This is a genomic window from Kovacikia sp. CALU 1929, from assembly GCF_056784235.1.
Map to the genome: position 1 here is coordinate 1 of NZ_JBXBCF010000116.1, position 19,832 is coordinate 19,832.

Annotated in this window: 10 protein-coding genes; 5 read left to right on the forward strand and 5 right to left on the reverse strand. The window is 46.0% G+C overall.

Features of this window, described 5'->3' with window-relative positions; all coding sequences use genetic code 11:
* Both AC1S52_RS32265 and AC1S52_RS32270 read right to left on the reverse strand, forming a co-directional pair.
* A partial coding sequence (locus tag AC1S52_RS32265) for a PAS domain S-box protein (protein WP_482033154.1) occupies positions 1-557 on the reverse strand: 557 nt, incomplete at its 3' end.
* Entirely contained in the window at positions 550-1,644 is a 1,095-nt protein-coding gene (locus AC1S52_RS32270) for a hybrid sensor histidine kinase/response regulator (protein ID WP_482027690.1), read from the reverse strand. The genes AC1S52_RS32270 and AC1S52_RS32265, both read right to left, overlap by 8 nt.
* 210 nt (positions 1,645-1,854) lie before the next feature.
* On the opposite strand from AC1S52_RS32270, the gene AC1S52_RS32275 reads away from it, so the two are divergent.
* The gene (locus tag AC1S52_RS32275; protein ID WP_482033155.1) at positions 1,855-6,213 is read left to right on the forward strand and encodes a PAS domain S-box protein; all 4,359 of its coding nucleotides are present in this window, start codon (positions 1,855-1,857) and stop codon (positions 6,211-6,213) included.
* 10 nt (positions 6,214-6,223) lie between these two features.
* Entirely contained in the window at positions 6,224-7,357 is a 1,134-nt protein-coding gene (locus AC1S52_RS32280) for a hybrid sensor histidine kinase/response regulator (protein WP_482033156.1), read from the forward strand.
* 69 nt (positions 7,358-7,426) lie between these two features.
* Here the strand turns inward: AC1S52_RS32280 and AC1S52_RS32285 are convergent, their stop codons facing one another.
* On the reverse strand, positions 7,427-8,515 hold the full coding sequence (locus tag AC1S52_RS32285; protein ID WP_482033157.1) for a hybrid sensor histidine kinase/response regulator: 1,089 nt from the start codon (positions 8,513-8,515) through the stop codon (positions 7,427-7,429).
* Positions 8,512-11,955 carry a PAS domain S-box protein gene (locus AC1S52_RS32290; protein ID WP_482033158.1) on the reverse strand — a complete coding sequence of 1,148 codons (3,444 nt, stop codon included), beginning with the start codon at positions 11,953-11,955 and terminating at the stop codon, positions 8,512-8,514. Before AC1S52_RS32290 ends, AC1S52_RS32285 begins: the two co-directional genes overlap by 4 nt.
* A gap of 435 nt (positions 11,956-12,390) precedes the next feature.
* Between AC1S52_RS32290 and AC1S52_RS32295 the strand changes: the two genes are divergently transcribed.
* Genes AC1S52_RS32295 through AC1S52_RS32305 form a run of 3 tightly spaced genes read left to right on the forward strand, consistent with a single transcriptional unit; the run spans position 12,391 to position 19,090 of the window.
* Complete coding sequence (locus AC1S52_RS32295; RefSeq protein ID WP_482033159.1) at positions 12,391-16,848, forward strand: GAF domain-containing protein; 4,458 nt, start codon at positions 12,391-12,393, stop codon at positions 16,846-16,848.
* A gap of 9 nt (positions 16,849-16,857) precedes the next feature.
* Positions 16,858-17,838, forward strand: coding sequence for a diguanylate cyclase domain-containing protein (locus AC1S52_RS32300; RefSeq protein WP_482033160.1), 981 nt, complete (start codon positions 16,858-16,860; stop codon positions 17,836-17,838).
* 40 nt (positions 17,839-17,878) lie between these two features.
* Positions 17,879-19,090, forward strand: a complete 1,212-nt coding sequence (locus AC1S52_RS32305; RefSeq protein WP_482033161.1) for a PP2C family protein-serine/threonine phosphatase — start codon at positions 17,879-17,881, stop codon at positions 19,088-19,090.
* A gap of 46 nt (positions 19,091-19,136) precedes the next feature.
* Here the strand turns inward: AC1S52_RS32305 and AC1S52_RS32310 are convergent, their stop codons facing one another.
* Entirely contained in the window at positions 19,137-19,571 is a 435-nt protein-coding gene (locus AC1S52_RS32310) for an ATP-binding protein (RefSeq protein ID WP_482033162.1), read from the reverse strand.
* Between the last annotated feature and the right edge of the window lie 261 nt (positions 19,572-19,832).

Sequence of the window (19,832 nt, forward strand, 5' to 3'; positions counted from 1 at the left end):
CAGTTGATTAACTGTCGCAAATGGGAGAGTGCTGCCCAGGCAATTTCCTGGGGCCGTTTCTCGGCAAGAATGGCACGATCGATTTTGTGCAACCCTGCAACTCTTTGAGTGTACCGCTGTAATGTCTCTTCTGCTTGTTTGCGATCGCTAATATTTTCGATCACAGCAATAAAATATTTTGGTTGGCGATCGTGATCAAGAACGAGAGAAACCGATAAGTTAACCCAGACAATCGATGTATCTCGACGAATGTAACGTTTTTCGATCGAGTAAGTCCGAATCTCCGCTTTCAGCATTTGCCGAACAAACTGTAAATCGTTTTCTAGATCGTCGGGATGGGTAATCTCTTGAAACGTCTTCTTCAAAAGCTCGTGGTGTCGATAACCAACAATTTCACACAGCTTCTGGTTAACCCGCAGAAAGTAACCATTGGGAGCAATATGAGCTAGCCCTACAGCCGCCTGCTCAAACGTCGTCCGAAACAGTTCTTCACTCGCTTGCAAAGACAGTTCAGCTTGGTTGCACTCAGGATTAGATACCGGATCTGGCTCAATCATTGGTTTGTGTAGGTAAGGTCACTCGCACAGTTGTTCCCTTCGGATCGCTGTTGATTTCAAGCTTGCCGCCATGTAATTGGGTCAGTTGTCGAACGATTACCAGCCCTAAACCTGAACCCTGTTGTTCGTAAAATTTGCGCTCAAACTGAACATAGGCTCCAATGTCTTCTATTTGGGCAGGAGTCATGCCATGTCCCTGATCTGTGATTTCCAAACCGAACTGATCTGCTCGAAATTCAGTGGTGACATAAATTGGAGTTTCTGATGGGGAGAACTTACAAGCATTGTCTACCAACTCCTCAACGATTTTTTCGAGGTTTGAACGAGCGATTAAAAGTGCGCGATTACTCCGTTGCAAGCTCAAATCGACCGTCCGATTAGCTCGTTGAGTCACAATCATCGCGGCATTCGTAATCGCATTTTCAGAACAGTCACAGTTCTCCTGCTGATAGGTGGAAAAATCGTTCTTCTGAATGTCTAGCTGGAGCTTTGCAAACAGCAGTGAGTTCTGAATCGTTTTTTCAATCCGTTTGGCAGACTTACAGACTAAACTAGCAATATCAGAAACTTCCTCAGCCTTCAGGATAGCAGCGTAGCTAGTCAAATAACTTAATAAACTAGTCATGCTATTCAATGGCGTTAGCAGTTCATGGGGAAGGTATGTAGAAAGTTGTCCCCGTAGTTCTTCTAGCTTTTGTTGGTATTGATGATGCACTGCTGCCTGCTTTTCCAGGCGGACTTTGACTGCACTCAGCAAGTCTGTGCGATTAAAGGGTTTGGTCAGATAATCATCGGCCCCTAACTCCATGCCGTATCGGATGTCAGGTTTATCGGCTTTGGCTGTCAAGAAGATAAACGGGATGGGGGCGATTCCAGGTAGCGATCGCATCTGAGCTAGAACTTCATACCCAGTTAACTCCGGCATCATCACGTCGCAAAGCACCAGATCGACTGGATGGCTTTGGACTAGATCAAGACCTTTTTGCCCATTCTCAGCGCTGATGACCTGATACTGATCCCGCTCCAGAATTTCGATGATGTTTTTTCGCAGTGCGTATTCATCTTCAATCACAAGAATTTTTTTCATGACTCTAATTAAAGGAACGAATGAACAAAACTTCAACCTGACAAAGCACCTTCTTTATAGATACCCCTTTTTGATGAGTTTTTGAACAATGCGTTGAGGCATGAAAAACTGATGGGAATTCTAATGAATGAGTCCCAAACTGCTGTCTCGATAGCCATCTTTCAGAAGCACTCGACCTGAATCCCACGCTGCTTAATCAACTGTCACAAAATGTCTCTAGCTCTTTTTTCTGAAATAGATTTTCAGCAGGCGATCGTTCGCCAACCATTAGTTGTTTCACTGACCACATCGGTAATTGAGGCGCTGACGTTGATGAGCCAGGTGAGAGGGAGTTGTTCTCTAAATTGCTCTCTAGGGGATCAGGCTAATTCAGAGAGCTTTGTGTTGACTGAAGCTCAGGGCAGTTGTGTTCTGGTGATGGAAGGTGCCCAACTGCTGGGCATTTTTACTGAGCGAGATGTGATTCGATTGAGTGCTGAAGGTAGACAACTAACTGAAGTGGCGCTCTCAGAGGTCATGACCCCATCCGTCATTACGTTGCAGCAATCAGAATTCACGGATCTATTCATGCCGATGAATTTGCTACAACAGCATCGAATTCGTCATCTCCCAATTCTGGACGACAAGCAACAGGTTGTGGGACTCTTGACCCATGAGAGTCTACAGCAGTTACTCCAACCGATTAATCTGTTCCGGTTACGTTTAGTATCGGAAGTGATGATTTGTAAAGTTGTCTCAGCTAAATCTACCGATTCTGTGTTGAGTCTAACTCAACGAATGGCAAAGCATCGGGTCAGCTCAATCGTGGTTGTAGAAGAGCGGCAACTAGAAGGCAGTAACTCAGGATTTTTCAAAATTCCGGTGGGAGTTATTACCGAGCGGGATATTGTTCAGTTTCAAGCTCTGGGTCTTAACTTTGAGCAGATTCAGGCAAGTCATGTGATGAGCCAACCGGTGTTTTCAGTGCCTCCTGATGATTCACTGCTATCGGTGCGATCGCTGATGCAAACCTACCGGGTGAGTCGCGTGGTGGTCGTTGGCAAGCAGGGTGAGCTTGTCGGCATTGTCACCCAGAGTACGTTGCTGCAAACACTCAGCCCGATCGAGCTTTACAAGCAACTTGAGGGATTAGAGGAACGGGTGTCTCAGTTAGAAGCAGAAAAACTGGAATTATTGCAACAGCGGACGGTAGAACTGGAAGCAGAAATTGTGGAACGAACTGCCGAAATTCGCTCTGGAGCAGAACGGGAAAAACTATTAAGTATAATCTCCAATCGAATTCGAGCGTCGCTAAATTTACCAGATACCCTCAATGCCATCGTGACGGAAGTACGGCAATGGTTGGAGTGCGATCGCGTCATGATTTATCAGTTTCAGCCTGATTGGACTGGAACCGTTCTGGCAGAATCTGTAACCGCTGGCTGGAAATCCTTCTTGGGGCACACGGTCGTTGATCCTTGTTTCGCTACCAACTGGGTGGAACCTTACAGCAACGGTCGCATCCGGGTTGTGAACGACATCATGACTGATATGATGACCTCCTGCCACCGGGATTTGCTGATCATGCTAGAGGTGCGGGCAAAAATTCTACTGCCGATTATCGTCAATGATCGCCTGTGGGGACTAATTTTAGCAGCTCAAAACGACGCTCTCCGGTACTGGAAAGCAGAAGAAATTGAACTGGTACAGCAGATCTCGACCCAAGCAGCGATCGCGATTCAGCAAGCAGAACTGTATCAGCAAGCTCAGATCGAACTGCAAGAACGCCAGCGAACTGAAACCTTACTGCGGGAATCCAAGAAGCTGTACCGGACAACCCTGAGCACCATATCCGATGCGGTTTTTATGACTGATGACACAGGTCATCTGACGTTTATCGGTCCGAATGTTCATATCTTGTTTGGCTACACCGTCACTGAAGTATGGGACATGGGGTCGATTGACACCTTACTGGGCAGCACACTGTTTGACTTGCAGCAATTAACTATCTGCGGTGAGATTGCCAATATCGAACAAGAAATTCAGGACAAACAGGGCAGACTGCATACCGTTTTAGTCAATGTTAAGCGCGTCCAGATCGGTGAGGGAACTATTCTCTATTCGTGCCGCGACATTAGCGATCGCAAGCAAGCTGAAATTATCCTGAGACAAAGTGAACGCCGCTATGCATCCCTGACAGAAGCCTCACCTGTAGGCATTTTCCGCACCGACACCAGCGGTCATTGTCTTTATGTTAATGACCGTTGGTGTCAGATTGCTGGACTCAAACCGCAAGAAGCGTTAGGAGCAGGTTGGAAACAGGGATTGCACCTGGATGATCAAGATATCATCACAGCTGAGTGGTATCAGGCAGCCCAAGAAAATCGCCCATTCCGACTGGAGTATCGGTTTCAACGTCCTGACGGCACCATCACCTGCGTCTATGGTCAAGCGGTGGCAGAGCAAGGTGAAAACGGGGAGATCATTGGCTATGTGGGCACGATCACCGATATCACAGCCCGGATTCAGGCTGAAAAACAAGTGCATCAATTGAATGTTGAGTTGGAACAACGGGTGGAACAGCGAACTGCGGAGCTAGCTCAAGCCAACCAGCTTTTGACTTTAGTCATGGACAGCATTCCCCAACGGATCTTCTGGAAAGATCGAAATTCTGTCTTTTTAGGTTGTAACCGTAATTTCGCCCAGGATGCAGGCTTGACACCAGAAGAAGTTGTGGGCAAGGGTACGGATGAACTTTCTTCAACTCTGGCAGAGGTTGAACATTATTTTGAATGCGATCGCCGCGTCATGGCAACCGGAGAACCAGAACTGCATATCTTAGAAACACTGCATAAACCAGATGGTTCCTATCTCTGGTTAGAAACCAACAAAGTTCCGCTGCGAGAAACAGACGGAACGATCATCGGAATTTTGGCGACTTACGAAGATATCACAGAGCGCAAACAGATGGAACTTGCTCTCCAAGAAAGTCAATATCTGATCCAGCGCATTACGGAAGCTAGCCCAGATATTCTCTATATTTACGATTTGCAAGAACGCCAAATGGTCTACTCCAACCGGGGAATTGCCAGCGTATTGAACTACTTAGCTGCCGAAGTAAATGCCCTAGGAAATAATTTGTTCATTCCGCTTGTTCATCCCGATGATTTACCAAAAGTGAGGGAATATCACGCTCGGTTTACCACTGCAAGCGACACAGACATTTTAGAACTAGAGTATCGCTTGCGAGATCGTCAGGGCAACTGGCATTGGTTTATCAGTCGTGCCACGGTGTTTACCCGCGATGCCGAACAGCGTCCGAAGCAAATTGTGGGGGCGGCATCCGAAATCACTGAGCGCAAGCAAATTGATGCTGAGTTACGTCAAACTAATGCTGAACTTGCTCGTGCTACCCGACTAAAAGACGAGTTTCTGGCAAACATGAGTCATGAACTGCGAACACCTTTGAACGCGATTTTGGGCATGTCTGAGGGCTTGCAGGAAAAAATCTTTGGGAGTTTGACCGAACGGCAGCAGCACGCCGTATCTACCATTGAAAGCAGCGGTAGACACCTGCTCGAGTTAATTAACGACATCCTCGATCTAGCCAAAATTGAAGCGGGCAAATTTGAATTGCAAATTGCTCCCGTTTCAGCCAGCAGCCTTTGTCAATCGAGCCTTGCATTCATCAAGCAGCAAGCCATGCAGAAACGAATTCAACTGCAAATCACTATTCAACCTAACTTGCAAGAGATTGCCGTAGACGAAAGACGGATGCGCCAGGTATTGATTAACTTACTCAACAATGCCGTTAAGTTTACGACCGCGGGCGGAAAAGTGACCTTAGAGGTGAACCTGAGACGAGAGGATATGATGGCTTCTCGCTTCGCTCAATCGGCTTGGAATCTTTCCTTCTCAGTAACTGATACAGGGATTGGAATTGCACCGGAGGAGTTGGGCAATCTGTTTCAATCCTTTGTTCAAATTGATAGCAGCCTGAATCGTCAACAGGATGGAACAGGTCTGGGACTTGCTCTCGTCAAGCGCATCACAGAATTGCATGGAGGGCAGGTGAGTGTCACCAGCGAGATTGGCAAAGGAAGTTGCTTTACCGTTTGTCTACCCTATGTTGACGGTAGTGGAGTTGCTCAGCCTCTACCAGAAGCCGCTCCAGCTCAAGCTCGACTGCCAGTATCTTGCTCGGAACCCGCCGCATTGACAGCACTGACCCGAATTTTGCTCGTTGAGGACAATGAGGCAAATGTTTATACAATCACAGGCTATCTAGGAAGTCGGGGCTACCAGATGATCTTAGCAACCAATGGGCAGGAAGCGGTTGACCTTGCTAAAGCTCAACTGCCTGACCTGATTTTGATGGACATTCAAATGCCTGGTATAGACGGTTTGGAAGCGACCCGCCTCATTCGACTAGAGCCAGCTTTAGCAAAGATTCCGATTATTGCCCTGACTGCACTGGCAATGCCGGGCGATCGCGATCTCTGCCTGGAAGCGGGCGCAACCGACTACATGACGAAACCTGTCCGGTTAAAACAACTGGCAAGTTTAATTCAACAACTTCTGCAACCATAACGAGTGATTCATGGACACACAGCCTTCGATTCTGGTAATTGATGATGAGCCGAATAATTTTGATGTGATTGAAACCTTTTTGGATAGTGAAGGCTATCAATTGAATTATGCTCCCAGTGGACAAAAAGCCCTTGAACAACTGGATTCTTTTCAGCCCGATGTGATCCTGTTGGATGTCATGATGCCTGGTATTGACGGCATCGAAGTTTGTCGAACCATCAAAACCCAAGCTTGTTGGCAAATGATCCCGATCGTCATGGTCACTGCACTAAACACAAAAGAAGATCTGGCTCGATGTTTGGCAGCAGGGGCAAGTGATTTTATTAGTAAGCCCGTGAATAGCACAGAGCTACGCGCAAGAGTTCGGTCTATGCTGCAAATCAAACAGCAATATGACGATTTGCAGGCATTGTTAAAGCTGCGAGAAGATATGGTGAATATGATTGTGCACGATTTGCGCAATCCTCTCACCAGTATTTTGCTAACGGCTGATTTGCTTCGACATCCCAGTTTTCAGGTTGAAACGCAGCAAGCTAGAATTGAGCAAATTGCGATCGCTGGGCATCAATTGCAATCGTTGATTGACAGCCTGCTCCTGATGGCAAAGCTTGAGTCGGGCAAGATGGCTCTCAATCGAACAGAAGTAGACCTTTGCGCCCCCTGCACCTCGGCGATTGAAGACTTTGAGGCGATCGCCGCTCAGAAAAAGGTGAAGCTAATCAGCCAATTGCCAGAGTTTGGTGGCAGTGTAGATATCGATCCTGCAATCTTTCGCCGTATATTGGACAACCTCCTCTCGAACGCAATTAAGTTTTCTCCTTCTAACGGGCAAGTGATTTTGACAGCCAATTATTTGGAAACGGGTGCAGTCACAATTCAAGTTGCAGATTCAGGTCCAGGAGTTCGCAAAGAGTTAAGGGATGGCATCTTTGAGAAATATGAAATTGGAACGCTGATGCAAGGTATTTCTCAAATTGGACTGGGATTAGCCTTCTGCAAGATGGCGATCGAAGCCCACGGTGGCTCAATCAGTGTTGAGGAGAATCAACCCAAAGGAGCTATCTTCAGCCTATTCATCCCCTGTTCAGTAGAGACAAAGCATTCAGACAAAGATACAAACAATCGCGATCGCCAGGAGTGTTAGGGCATGAAACTAAAAGGGGTGTGGGGGCAAACCCCCACACCCGACAATATAACCCAAGCGAATTGAAGCCTAACGGGGAAGTGAAACTCGAATGATAGTTTGTTTCTCTGGAATACTTTCAATGATGAGTTCTCCACCATGAAGTTCGACAAGGCGTTTCGTGATCGCCAATCCTAATCCATTTCCTTGTTGCTCCAGTAAATCCCGATCGAATTGCATATAAGCACCCACCTTAGCAATTTGCTCTGCCGTCATTCCATGTCCATAATCGATCACATGTAGGATGAAATGATCACGATGGCAAGAAGTAAAAACTCGCACTTGAGATCCTGCTGAGGAAAATTTAAAGGCATTGTCTAGCAGCTCTTCAGCAACTTTCTTTAATTTAGGCTCAGAAATTCTTGCTGAAACTGATGCTAAATCCAATTGCAAGTCAATTTCTCGTTGATATTGCGTGGCTTTGGAGCGAGCGATGATTGCAATAACTGCCTTTGTTTCCTCCAATCTTTCCCGACGTAGAATTGCCATTTGTTCAGGATTAGCTGCTAAAATCTCCAGCCTGGCAATCAGTAAAAAGTTCTGAACGAGTCGATGTAGGCGTTTGGAACTCGCCTGAATGCATTCTGCCATCTCCAGGATTTCTTCCCGTGGAGCAGATGCATAGTCTTCTATCAGCAACTCAGATAAGCCGCTGATGGCTGTCAGGGTAGTACTGAGTTCGTGAGGTAGGGAAAGGCTGATACTCTGCCGCAGCTCATCTAACTTTTGCTGCGATTGGTGCTCAACGGTCATTTGTTTATCTAGACGGGTGGCGATCGCCTGCAACAGATCACCGTGGGTAAACGGTTTGGTCAGATAATCATCAGCTCCTAAATCCATACCCTGGCGAAAATCATGTTTATCTGCCTTTGCTGTCAAAAATACAAATGGAATCGTGGCAGTCCTGACATTTTGCCGCAACTGATTTAAAACACCGTAGCCATCTAGTTCTGGCATCATTACGTCGCACAAAATCAGGTTAGGCTGAAACTCATTTGCTATCTGTACGCCCACCTGTCCATTTTCTGCACTAAGAGCGTAAAAGTTTTCAGAATTGAGAATATCTAAAATACTTTCTCTAATAGCCTGTTCATCTTCAATTACTAAAATCTTCTTCATGATTCTGATCTCACTTCGATAATAGGTAGGGTAATCGTAAAAGTAGTTCCTTGACCAACTTCGCTGTCAATAGAGACCATGCCTCTATGAGCCTCAACAGCTCGCATGACAATTGCCAGCCCTAAGCCAGTACCAGGAATATTTCCCACGTTAGTTGCTCGATAGAACGAGTCAAACAACCGTTTCTGTTCATTGGTGGGAATCCCAATTCCTGCATCCTGGATTTGAAAGATAGCGATCCCATCGCGACAGGTAAGTTCTAGCCGTACAGTGGTTTCGGTTGGTGAATACTTTAAGGCGTTTGTAACTAAGTTAATCAGTATGTGCCGTAGAAGCTTTTCATCCACCCATCCCTGATGGTCACCTGATTGAATAAAGAGAATCCGTTGGGAACTACCTTCTTGAAATTGAAATTCCTCTACCAGATCAGCACAGAATTGTTCCAGATTTAGCAGATGTGGGTCAAACTCCAACTTTCCGGCTTCTCCTTGGCTAAAAGTCAGCACATCCCTCAATAAATCGGCTATATGCTTTGCAGCAGTCTGAATCCGCTGTAAAGCAGATCGCTTCTTATCTTCTGTCCACTTGACTTGATAGCGCTCTAGAGACTCTGCTGAAGCCAGAATAGTGGTCAATGGGGTACGGAACTCATGGGATGCCATTGAAATAAAGCGTGTCTTAAGTTCGTTCAATTCTTTCTCTTTGGTGAGGGCGATGCGAATGTCTCGCTCCACTTGTTTACGTTCAGTGATATCGCGGGTAATGCCGCGGTAACCTTGTAATTCTCCCTGATTTGTAAAAACAGGGGAACCACTAATTTCCAGTACTACGAGATGTCCTGCCTTATGCAGAATGGTTGTCTCTATTTGACTAAAAGATTCATGTGCTTGCATGAAGTAATTCAGTACAGTTGCAGAACGTACCGCTTCATCAGCAGGCATGAAATCAAAAATCTGTTTGGTTAGTACTTCCTCTGAGGAATATCCAGTAATATCCTGGATTCGCGGATTGAGATAGATAAACCGCAGGTCGCAATCCATTTCCCACACCCAATCGTTCGTCTGCTCAACTAGATTGCGGAATTTTGTTTCACTTTCTTGCAAGGCGCTTTCAACTTGCTTGCGATCGCTAATATCAATTCCAACCGAAACAGCTGCCTGATTATGGTCATACTTTTGTGCCACAATCAAATAGTTACGGTAGGCTCCACCAACTTCTACTGTAATTTCATGGGAATCAGTTTGAATCGGTTTAGCAAAAAACTGCTGGAAAAAGTCTATAAATTGAGAGCTTCCCTTTAGAAATCCAATAGGCTGACCAGTAAAGCTCTCAATAGTTTTGTTAAAGGTGGTTGCAATGTGGCGATTGACACCCAGATAGCAGAGATCATTACCGATCCAAGAAACTAGTCCGGGGACTGCATCGAGAACTGCCTGAAGCTGGTCTTTGGCTTTTCTAAGATCCTTCTCTGCACGATTACGTTCTGCAATTTCGACCAGTAGTTGTTCGTTCGCATGCCGCCAGGAAGCAGTGCGTTCTTCAACCTTCACTTCCAGTTCATCATTATTTTGTTTGAGTAGCTGTTCAGATTCTTTTTGGGCTGTGACATCGCGGGCGATCGCATAGAACAAATGTTTAACTGGATCATCGGGCACACCTGTCCATGCCAGCCAGCGATAGGAACCATCTGGACAACGGCAGCGATTTTCAAAATAGTCTACAGGTCTCCCATAGGAAAGCTTTTCAATTTCAGCAAGCGTTGCCTGCTGATCGTCCGGATGCACCAAATCGAGAAACGGCATTTCCAGCAATTCCTGTTTAGAATAGCCTAGTGTCTGAGAGAATGCCGGATTCAACCGCTTGAAGTATCCATCAATCCCAGCCACACAGACCATATCGAGAGACAGATTAAATAAACGGCTGAGTTCTTCTTCAACTCGCTGGCGTTCTTTCAGTTCCATCTGCGCCCGCGCATACAATTCTGACTGGTGCAGAGCGATACCAACCTGCCTCACAATCTGTGTCAGCAACCGGATTTCCCAGTTGTGCCAGCGCCAAGGTTGAGCGCAATGCTGGGTCACCAGCAAGCCCCACAGCTTTTGTTCACAAATGATTGGTAAAACAAGATTAGCTCTAACTTGAAACTGAGCTAACAGGTCAATATAGCATTGAGATAGACCTGATTTATAGATATCTTCAACTGCCTGAACTCGTCCAAGCAAGTAAGCTTCCAAGTATTGGTCAGCAAAACACGGGTCGTAAAAGGTTTTGCCTAACATGGGAGTCCATCCAGGTTTGATGGACTCAACCACAACCTCCCCACTGTGATATTGGTTGAGGCGATAAATGACTGCCCGATCAGTCTGAAGCAGTTGCCGGACTTCTGAGACAGTTGTCGAGAGAATTTCTTGCAGATTGAGTGATTCGTGAATCCGAAGAGTTGTGGTTGCTAGGAGGCGATCGCACTTTGCCTGTTCCTCTAGTTGTGCTGTACGTGTCCGTACCAACCGTTCTAATTCGGAGGTATGGTTTTGCAGTAAATCTACTTTACCTACTTCCAATTGTCTGAACGACTGCCGTAGTTGCTGTCCTGATCTGTGCATTTGAGTTGGATTGATCGCATGCAATATTTCCATCTGCGTCACGACTCCCAACAACTTAGTCTGGTTATCTGTCACAACCAAACACTGAACCTGCTGCTGCTGCATTTCTTCATAGGCAAGCCAGAGAGAATCAGAGGGTGACAGGCAAACCAGCGGTGTATGCATAACTGTCCGTGCAAGCATCTGAGAGAGTGCGCATCCCTGGTTCTTTAGTTTGACAATATCCTGTGCTGTAACGATCCCAACGGGTACCAGTCCTTGCTCACTATTTTCATCCACAACAACGACACTGGTAGTCTGGTACTCTGTCATAAGTTGTGCAAGACGAAGCGCTGACACATTTAAATCAGCATGAGCAACCTGATCAGTCATCAAAGCACTGACTGGTTTTAGCTTCAATAGATTTGAGGGTTTTAACACCTGATGAATTTTGGTTGGTGTCGCTAAACCCAGTAAGCAACCATCATCTCCTAAAATAGGTAGATGGCGGTTACCATATTCATGCAGCAATGATAAGGCAACAAATGGATCACTCATACCATGTTCTAGTAAAGTGACGGGCAATTCTTCAATGATATCTGCTATCGTTAGTTGCTCAATCGGAACTTCACTGCCAATTAACCGTACGAAGTTCCAGTCGGTCACAATGCCGACTAGCTTTAGGTCATCCATCACAACAACACAATCTGAGAGTGCGTTCTGACATTCATCACTCATCAGGGCGATCGCCTTTGAAAGTGGGGTATTGGGTTCTACTTTAATTAGAGAAGATTCAATCACAGCTTCCATCAAGCAATGCTGTGTGGAAGAGGATGTTGAATGAGTTAGCGTGTCCATACTCTTGACCGATGGAAGACTACACCTGAAAAGACGAAAACAAATTTGTGATTGGAAGAAAGCCAGAACCATTCCAACGGTTGCCATAGTTAGAATTGCCCTGGCTATCAAAGACAAAGATACTCTTTGTCAGCGACCTTACTCTTGTTTCCTTCTCTAAGCTATTCCAGATTTTTATAGTCTGGCATCAGGAAAACCCTGAATTTTTTGACCTAAGTTTCTCGACCAAACCCCATGCCTATGTAGTCCAATGTTAGTTGCTATATTACTGGAGCTTGACATTATATTTCGATATGTAAGTTAATAACGCAAAAAATGGGAACACTGAATTCGCATACAGTTGCTGTTAAGCCTATTTATCTGTACCAAGGTGTGAAATAGCGCTGATGTGTGAAATAGCGCTGATATTGACTTTCTCAGACTTAAACTGATCGTATGCAGGTTCCAATTCTTCCCAATGAAATTCAGAGAATAACCGCTCTCCTCAGCTATCAAATCCTCGACACCGAATCAGAGGAAGTTTTTGATGATTTGACGTTGTTGGCAGCCACCATCTGTAAGACCCCGATCGCACTCATTAGTTTGGTTGATGGAAACCGCCAGTGGTTCAAATCCAAAATCGGACTGGAATCTATGGAGATGGCACGAAACCTGGCGTTTTGTGTCTATGCGATCGCGCAGCCTGAAACTCTGATTGTGTCAGACGCATCCAAAGACGAGCGTTTTGCTGAAAATCCGTTGGTCACAGATGCTCCTCATATTCGGTTCTATGCGGGCGCGCCCCTAATCAATTCCGAAGGGTATGCCCTGGGAACGCTGTGCGTGATTGATTCTGTACCCAGAAAATTGTCTTCTCAGCAGTTACAGGCACTGGCAGCGATCGCCCGCCAGGTGATGACTCAATTAGAGCTACGACGAAATGTTCAAACTTTGGCCCGGGTAATTGATGAACGCAAACGGGCAGAACGATGGCTAAAAGCTCAGTGTGCAGTGACCAAAATATTGACTAAAGCAGCGACCTTAGAATTGGTTACTCCCAAGATCTTACAGGTACTCTGCAAAGGAACAGAGTGGGATGTGGGTGAATTGTGGCAGCTCGATAAGCAAACTCAACAACTGCACTCTCTCGACATCTGGTACAAGAATTCTCCAAACCTTGCAGAATTTATCAGGTTGAATCGACAGTTAATGTTCCATTCAGGTGAGGGATTGGCAGGGCGAGTTTGGCAGACTAAAAAGCCCATTTGGATCAGTGATGTCACCCAAGATGAACGCTTTCTGAATGATGAGAGCGCAACGAAAGCCGGCTTGAAAAGTGCATTTGGATTTCCAATCCTTTACAAAGGTGATGTATTAGGCGTCATTAGTTGTCTCAGTCAGCAAACCCAACTTCCAGATCGAGAGTTAAGCAATATGCTAACAGCGATCGGTAGCCAGATTGGTCAATTTATCAAACGCAAACAGGCAGAAACAGCTCTGCAAGAAAACGAAGTGCTTTTCCGAGGAGCCTTCGACCATGCCGCAACGGGAATGGCATTGATCTCCCAGACAGGAAGATGGTTGCAAGTCAATCAATCCCTTTGTGATATATTGGGTTACTCAGAAGCAGAATTATTGGTTCGGCAGTTACAAAATATTACTCATCCAGAGTGTCTCGATAACACTCAGAAGGCACTGACAGCGATGCTAGCTGGAAAGAGCCGTACCTATAAAACAGAGACACGCTATTTCCACAAATTAGGACATATTGTTTGGGGACTGCTCAATATTTCTCTCACCCGTGATCCTGAAGGATTTCCCCTTTACTTTGTGGCCCAAATCACAGATATCACTATCCGCAAACAAGCCGAGGCTTCCCTGCGAGACAGTGAACATCGGTTCCGTACCCTCTCTCGATTTGCACCAGTGGGGATTTACCTGGCTGATGCCAGGGGAAATTGCACCTATGTTAATGATCGCTGGTCTCAGCTAACCCAACTTTCGCTTGAACAGGCTCGTGCAGATGGTTGGGTCCAAGCTTTGCATCCCGATGATCACAAAACGGTACTAACAGAATGGCAAAAAAGCATTCGCGACGGTCAAGAATTTGGTCTGGAATATCGTTTTTTGCGTGCTGACACATCGGTCGCTTGGATATTTGGGCAGGCAGCTCCATTGGTCAACAGTGAAGGGAAAGTAATGGGTTTTATCGGTACTGTCAGCGATATTACAGGCCGCAAACAAGCCGAAGCAGAACTGCAAAGCCAGAATCAGCGGGCACACTTACTTAATGCAATGACGCTAAAAATTCGTCAATCACTCAATTTAGAGGAGATTCTGAAAACTGCTGTTGCGGAAGTCCAGCAATTCCTTCAAGCAGACCGGGTGATCATCTACCGCTTTGGGGCAGAATGGGATGGCACTATTGCAGTTGAATCGGTCACCTCAACCTGGGCTTCCACCTTGGGTCTTAGGATTCAGGATACTTGCTTGCAGGACGGGGGTTGGGAGAAATACTGCCAGGGTAGAACATTAGCCATTGGAGACATCAACCAAGCACCTTTGACTACCTGCCATCGAGAAATGCTGGCTAAATTTCAGGTCAAAGCTAATCTTGTCGTTCCTATCATTCAAGGGCAGGGAGCAGTTGATCAACCTCAACTCTGGGGACTCCTGATTGCCCATCAATGCTCCAATTCCAGACAATGGCGCTCTCATGAAGTGCAGGCTATGACACAACTAGCAGATCAGGTTGGCATTGCCTTGACTCAAGCAGATTTACTCGAGCAAGAGACATTGCAACGAGAAAAGCTAACGATGCAAAACTTTGCTTTGGAGCAGGCAAAACGAGTGGCGGATAAGGCAAATCAAGCAAAAAGCAACTTTTTGGCGATCATGAGCCATGAAATCCGTACTCCAATGAATGCAGTAATCGGGATGACAGGATTACTACTGGATACTGAACTTTCTGCTCAACAGCGAGAGTTTGTTGAAATTGTCCGCACAAGTGGTGATTCGCTGCTGACGATCATCAATGACATTCTTGATTTTTCTAAGATTGAGTCGGGTCAATTGGAGTTAGAGCAACATCCTTTTAGCCTTGCCACTTGCATTGAAGAAGCATTAGATTTGCTGGCTACCAAAGCCACTGAAAAGGATTTAGAACTGGCTTACTTGATGACTCCAAATGTCCCTCACATGCTGCTAGGAGATGTCACCCGATTACGCCAGATTCTAGTTAATTTGCTAAACAATGCCATCAAATTTACAGATACGGGCGAGGTTGTAGTCTCGGTCAGTGCCAATCCGGTGCAAACAGTGGATATTCACGAAAACTATTCTAAGTATATTTCCCCTCTCCATGAAATTCAGTTTGCCATCAGAGATACGGGAATTGGCATTCCCGAAGACAAGCTGGAGCGACTGTTCAAAGCGTTTAGCCAGGTGGATTCATCAACCACCCGTCATTATGGTGGTACGGGGTTAGGGCTAGCGATTTGTAAACGATTGAGTGAGTTGATGGACGGCAAAATCTGGGTAGAGAGCCAGCCAGGAGTCGGTTCCACTTTTTACTTCACCATCATGGTTCAGGTCGCACCCAAGTCGGATATTGCGTTACCCCAATCCTCACTGGTTGCAAAACGAGTTTTAATTGTGGACGACAATGCAACCAATCGACAAATTCTTAGTCTCCACACCCAATTCTGGCAGATGCAACCTCGAGCAGTCGCCTCTGGGACAGAAGCGCTGCATTTGATTCGTCAGGGAGAACCATTTGATCTGGCGATTCTAGATATGCAAATGCCGACCATGGATGGCACAATGCTGGCAACTGAGATCCACAGTCAGCCTGAGTATCAAGACTTGCCCTTGGTAATGTTGAGTTCTATCGGTAAACCTGAAACCTTTGCTCAAGTTGAATCAGATCACTTTACAACATTTCTGACCAAACCAATTAAGCCAACCCAGCTGCACGTAGCATTGCTCCAAGCTTTGACGCATCAGAAGAGTCAAGCGCATCCAACCAGAGTCGTTGTTGAACCGACTAATTCTGATGCCAACCAAGCGCCGCTTCTGCGCATTCTACTGGCGGAAGATCATCGTGTGAACCAGAAGATTGCCCTATTGATGCTGGAGCGGTTAGGATACCGTGCGGATGTTGCAGGTAACGGGTTAGAAGTTTTGGAAGCCCTAAAACGTCAGGTTTACGATGTTGTGTTGTTGGATGTGCAGATGCCAGAGATGGATGGATTGGAAGCGGCTCGGCAAATTCGGCAGAACTGGCAACCCCATTGCTGCCCGCAGCTAATTGCCATGACAGCAAATGCCATGCAAGGCGATCGCGAACTGTGTCTGCAAGCTGGTATGGACGATTATATTGCAAAGCCCATCCGAATTGAAGACCTACAACAGGCACTGAGGGCTTGTCAATCATTGAACTCATGCCCTAACCCACCAGAGGCGAATTTTGAAACCCTAACAGAGTCCACTTCTGCATCACCTGACACTTCAGTAATCGACGCGCCTCCACTCAAGTTGACCACACTAGAATCGTTCCGACAAGGGATGGGAGATGCTGCCGATGAAACCCTGGCAGAACTGATTGACTACTATCTAGCCGATGCACCTGCTTCGTTTCAAGTGGTGGGGGCAGCGATCTCCAATCAGGACTCAGGGGAACTCCGGCGGGCTGCCCATAGCTTGAAAGCCAGTAGTGCATTTTTGGGCGCGATCGCGTTAAGTAAACTCTTTCAGGAACTAGAAATCGCTGCTCAACTGTCTGCCTTTGATCAAAGCGCGATCATTTTTGCCAGCATTGAATCTGAATACCAACGGGTTGAACCCGCCTTAAGAAAATTAAAACCTCAAGTCGGTGCATCTGTTCCTGCAAATTTTGTTGAATTGCGAGAATGAGAAAGAATAATGAGTATGACACTTGCTGCAAATGCTTCGCCTTTAATTCTGGTGATAGACGATGAAGCATTTTCTCGAATACAGCTCCGCCGTTACCTGGAACGGGAAGGGTATCAGGTTGCCGAAGCCCACAATGGACAAGAGGGCTTAGAGGCTTTCACTCGGCTGCATCCAGATATGGTTTTACTGGATGCCATTATGCCGTTCATGGATGGATTTGAGTGTTGTTCAAAATTACAAACTTTATTTGCTGGCGAACCAACCCCAATCTTGATGGTAACGGGATTGGACGACCAGGAATCAGTTGATCAGGCATTTAATACCGGGGCAACCGATTATGTAACCAAGCCGATTCATTGGGCAGTGCTCCGCCAACGAGTTCGTCGGCTAATTTATCAAGCTCACCTACAACACCAGTTAAAAATTGCAAATCAAAAGTTGGAAGCAACCAATGAAGTTTTACAACGATTAGTGATGATTGACGCGCTAACCCAAGTCGCAAACCGTCGTCGTTTCGACGAATACTTGGATCTGGAATGGAAGCGGATGGCAAGAGAACAGCAACCTTTATCACTCATTTTCTGCGATATTGATTGCTTTAAGCTATACAACGACACCTACGGGCATCAGGCAGGTGACGATTGCTTGAAGCACGTTGCCAAGGTAATTAACCGTATGGTTCGTCGTCCGGCCGATCTTGTCGCTAGATATGGGGGAGAAGAATTTGCGGTTGTCTTACCAAATACTAGGCTAAAGGGGGCAGTGCATGTGACTGAGTCCATGCGGACAGCCATCAAAGAAGCCGCTATTCCTCATGTCAAATCTGTAGTCAGTTCCCAGGTGACTTTGAGTTTTGGCGTAGCCAGCATCATTCCTTGCCATGAATTAACTCCAACAATGCTGGTTGGAAGTGCAGACCAGATGCTTTATCGGGCAAAACAAGCAGGGGGAGATCGCATTGCTTCGCAGCAATCCATCCTCCCTACCTAAGCGCCTAGCCATCCCAGATCTCGTTAACTGCCAAGAAATGATGACTCAAGACCCACAGCACAGAGGATTAAAGTCGGACTCAAACTTGCGAATTCTGATCATTGATGATGATCGATTCGTTCAGTTAGTGCTCAATAAGATGCTGCAAGGACAAGGCTATGAAGTCGAGATTGCCCAGAGCGGTGAAGAAGGAATTGCTCGGGCGCAGCAGAATGCTCCAGCTCTAATTATCTGTGACTGGGAAATGCGGGGAATGGACGGGCTGGAAGTCTGTCAACGGATCAAGGCGGATTCCCAGCTTGCTTCTGCATTTTTTATTCTGCTAACTGGCCGGACAACTCTGGTTGATCGGGTCAAAGGTTTAGATACAGGAGCAGATGATTTTCTATCGAAACCAATTGAAGTAACGGAACTCAGAGCCCGAGTACAGGCAGGACTTCGGCTCTATCAGACTGCTCAAGCACTGCGTGAATCGACGCAGAAGCTACAGCAGCTTACCCACGAATTACAGATTCAAAAACAACGGTTGGAAGCCGAACTAAAAGGAGCAGGTGACTATGTTTCCTCTCTCCTACCCAATCCGATGACAGGTGCTGTCAGCATTGACTACCAATTTCTACCATCCATTCAGTTAGGTGGGGATTGTTTCGATTATTTCTGGTTAGACCCTGATTATTTAGTCATTTACCTGTTAGATGTTTCAGGGCATGGGCTTAAGTCTGCCCTACCATCGGTAACGGTACAGAGTTTACTCAGAACTCAATCTTTACCTGATACCAATTTTTATCAACCGAACCGGGTTCTCCAAGCATTGAATGAAACATTTCAGATGAGCAACCTGAATCAACAATATTTCACGATCTGGTATGGCGTATACAATTGTCAAAAGCGTCAGCTTTTCTATTCCAGTGCTGGGCATCCCCCGGCTGTGCTACTTTCACACAATGGAACAGAAACCCAAGTTCAGCAACTCAAAACCCGTGGTACACCGATTGGAATGTTCCCAGATAGTAAATATACCATCGGTCGTTGTCAGATTAGTGAAGAGAGTACACTTTACGTTTTTAGTGATGGTATTTATGAAATTAAGCAAGCAGATGGAAGCATCTGGACATTAAACAATTTCATCACCATGCTGACGGAATATACTAACTCTAGACCCCTCAAGCAGATGATTCAATCAATTGAGCAAAGCAGTAATGGAAGTGGGTTCTCAGATGATTGCTCTTTATTGCAAATTAGATTTGCTTGAAATGGATATGTAAGTTTATGTACAGGCTTTCGTTTCACTGCCTAAATCACGATAATGGTGGGGCGGGAAGAAAGTGTTTGACTAACAACAAGCAATTGCGATCGCTCGCTGTTCTTGTATGGCTAAAATTATCTGTGAGGTGAGCGATTAACTGAATTCCCCATCCACCCACCGCATTCATATCTGCTATCTGGGGTAAACTTTTTAACTTCTGTTGCAGATTGAACTCAGACCCGTGATCCCAAACTCTGATTTGCAGTGATGCGTCTGACGCAATGACTTCAATATCAATCGGAGTTTCAACGCATTGGTTTTTGTGAGCATGGCGCACCGCATTCGTAAAGCCTTCTGCCAGAGCTGTTTGGCACTGAATCCAGGTCGCTCTAGGAATCGAGAATTCATTCAGGCTATTAAACCAGGATAAGATACGAGGAAGCTCCTCTAGTTTGGTCTTAACGCGCAGCTCACGTTTGCAAGGCATGGAACTTACTCCATGAGATGGAATGCTAATTAACAATTGCGCCAGATTAAGCAGTTGCTAGAGGGCACCTCGATTAATTGGTTTTCTAGCAATTTTCAGTCTCATAACAGTCTCATGGTCAATTGCTGGGCTTCGGCCAGCAAAATCTGCGGCGCATAGAGCGTCTAACCTGACTCAATACCCGATTTTTGGGCAGATCTATCCCTCAAGTGGGCGCGTTTGCCAGAACACTAAGCGCAGCAAGTTGTAGGTCAAGTTTTT

Bases quoted from the DNA above. Each gene is read 5' to 3' on its own strand.
- AC1S52_RS32270 (WP_482027690.1), bottom strand. From the start codon at position 1,644: ATGAAAAAAATTCTTGTGATTGAAGATGAATACGCACTGCGAAAAAAC.
- AC1S52_RS32275 (WP_482033155.1), top strand. From the start codon at position 1,855: ATGTCTCTAGCTCTTTTTTCTGAAATAGATTTTCAGCAGGCGATCGTT.
- AC1S52_RS32280 (WP_482033156.1), top strand. From the start codon at position 6,224: ATGGACACACAGCCTTCGATTCTGGTAATTGATGATGAGCCGAATAAT.
- AC1S52_RS32285 (WP_482033157.1), bottom strand. From the start codon at position 8,515: ATGAAGAAGATTTTAGTAATTGAAGATGAACAGGCTATTAGAGAAAGT.
- AC1S52_RS32290 (WP_482033158.1), bottom strand. From the start codon at position 11,955: ATGGACACGCTAACTCATTCAACATCCTCTTCCACACAGCATTGCTTG.
- AC1S52_RS32295 (WP_482033159.1), top strand. From the start codon at position 12,391: ATGCAGGTTCCAATTCTTCCCAATGAAATTCAGAGAATAACCGCTCTC.
- AC1S52_RS32300 (WP_482033160.1), top strand. From the start codon at position 16,858: ATGAGTATGACACTTGCTGCAAATGCTTCGCCTTTAATTCTGGTGATA.
- AC1S52_RS32305 (WP_482033161.1), top strand. From the start codon at position 17,879: ATGACTCAAGACCCACAGCACAGAGGATTAAAGTCGGACTCAAACTTG.
- AC1S52_RS32310 (WP_482033162.1), bottom strand. From the start codon at position 19,571: ATGCCTTGCAAACGTGAGCTGCGCGTTAAGACCAAACTAGAGGAGCTT.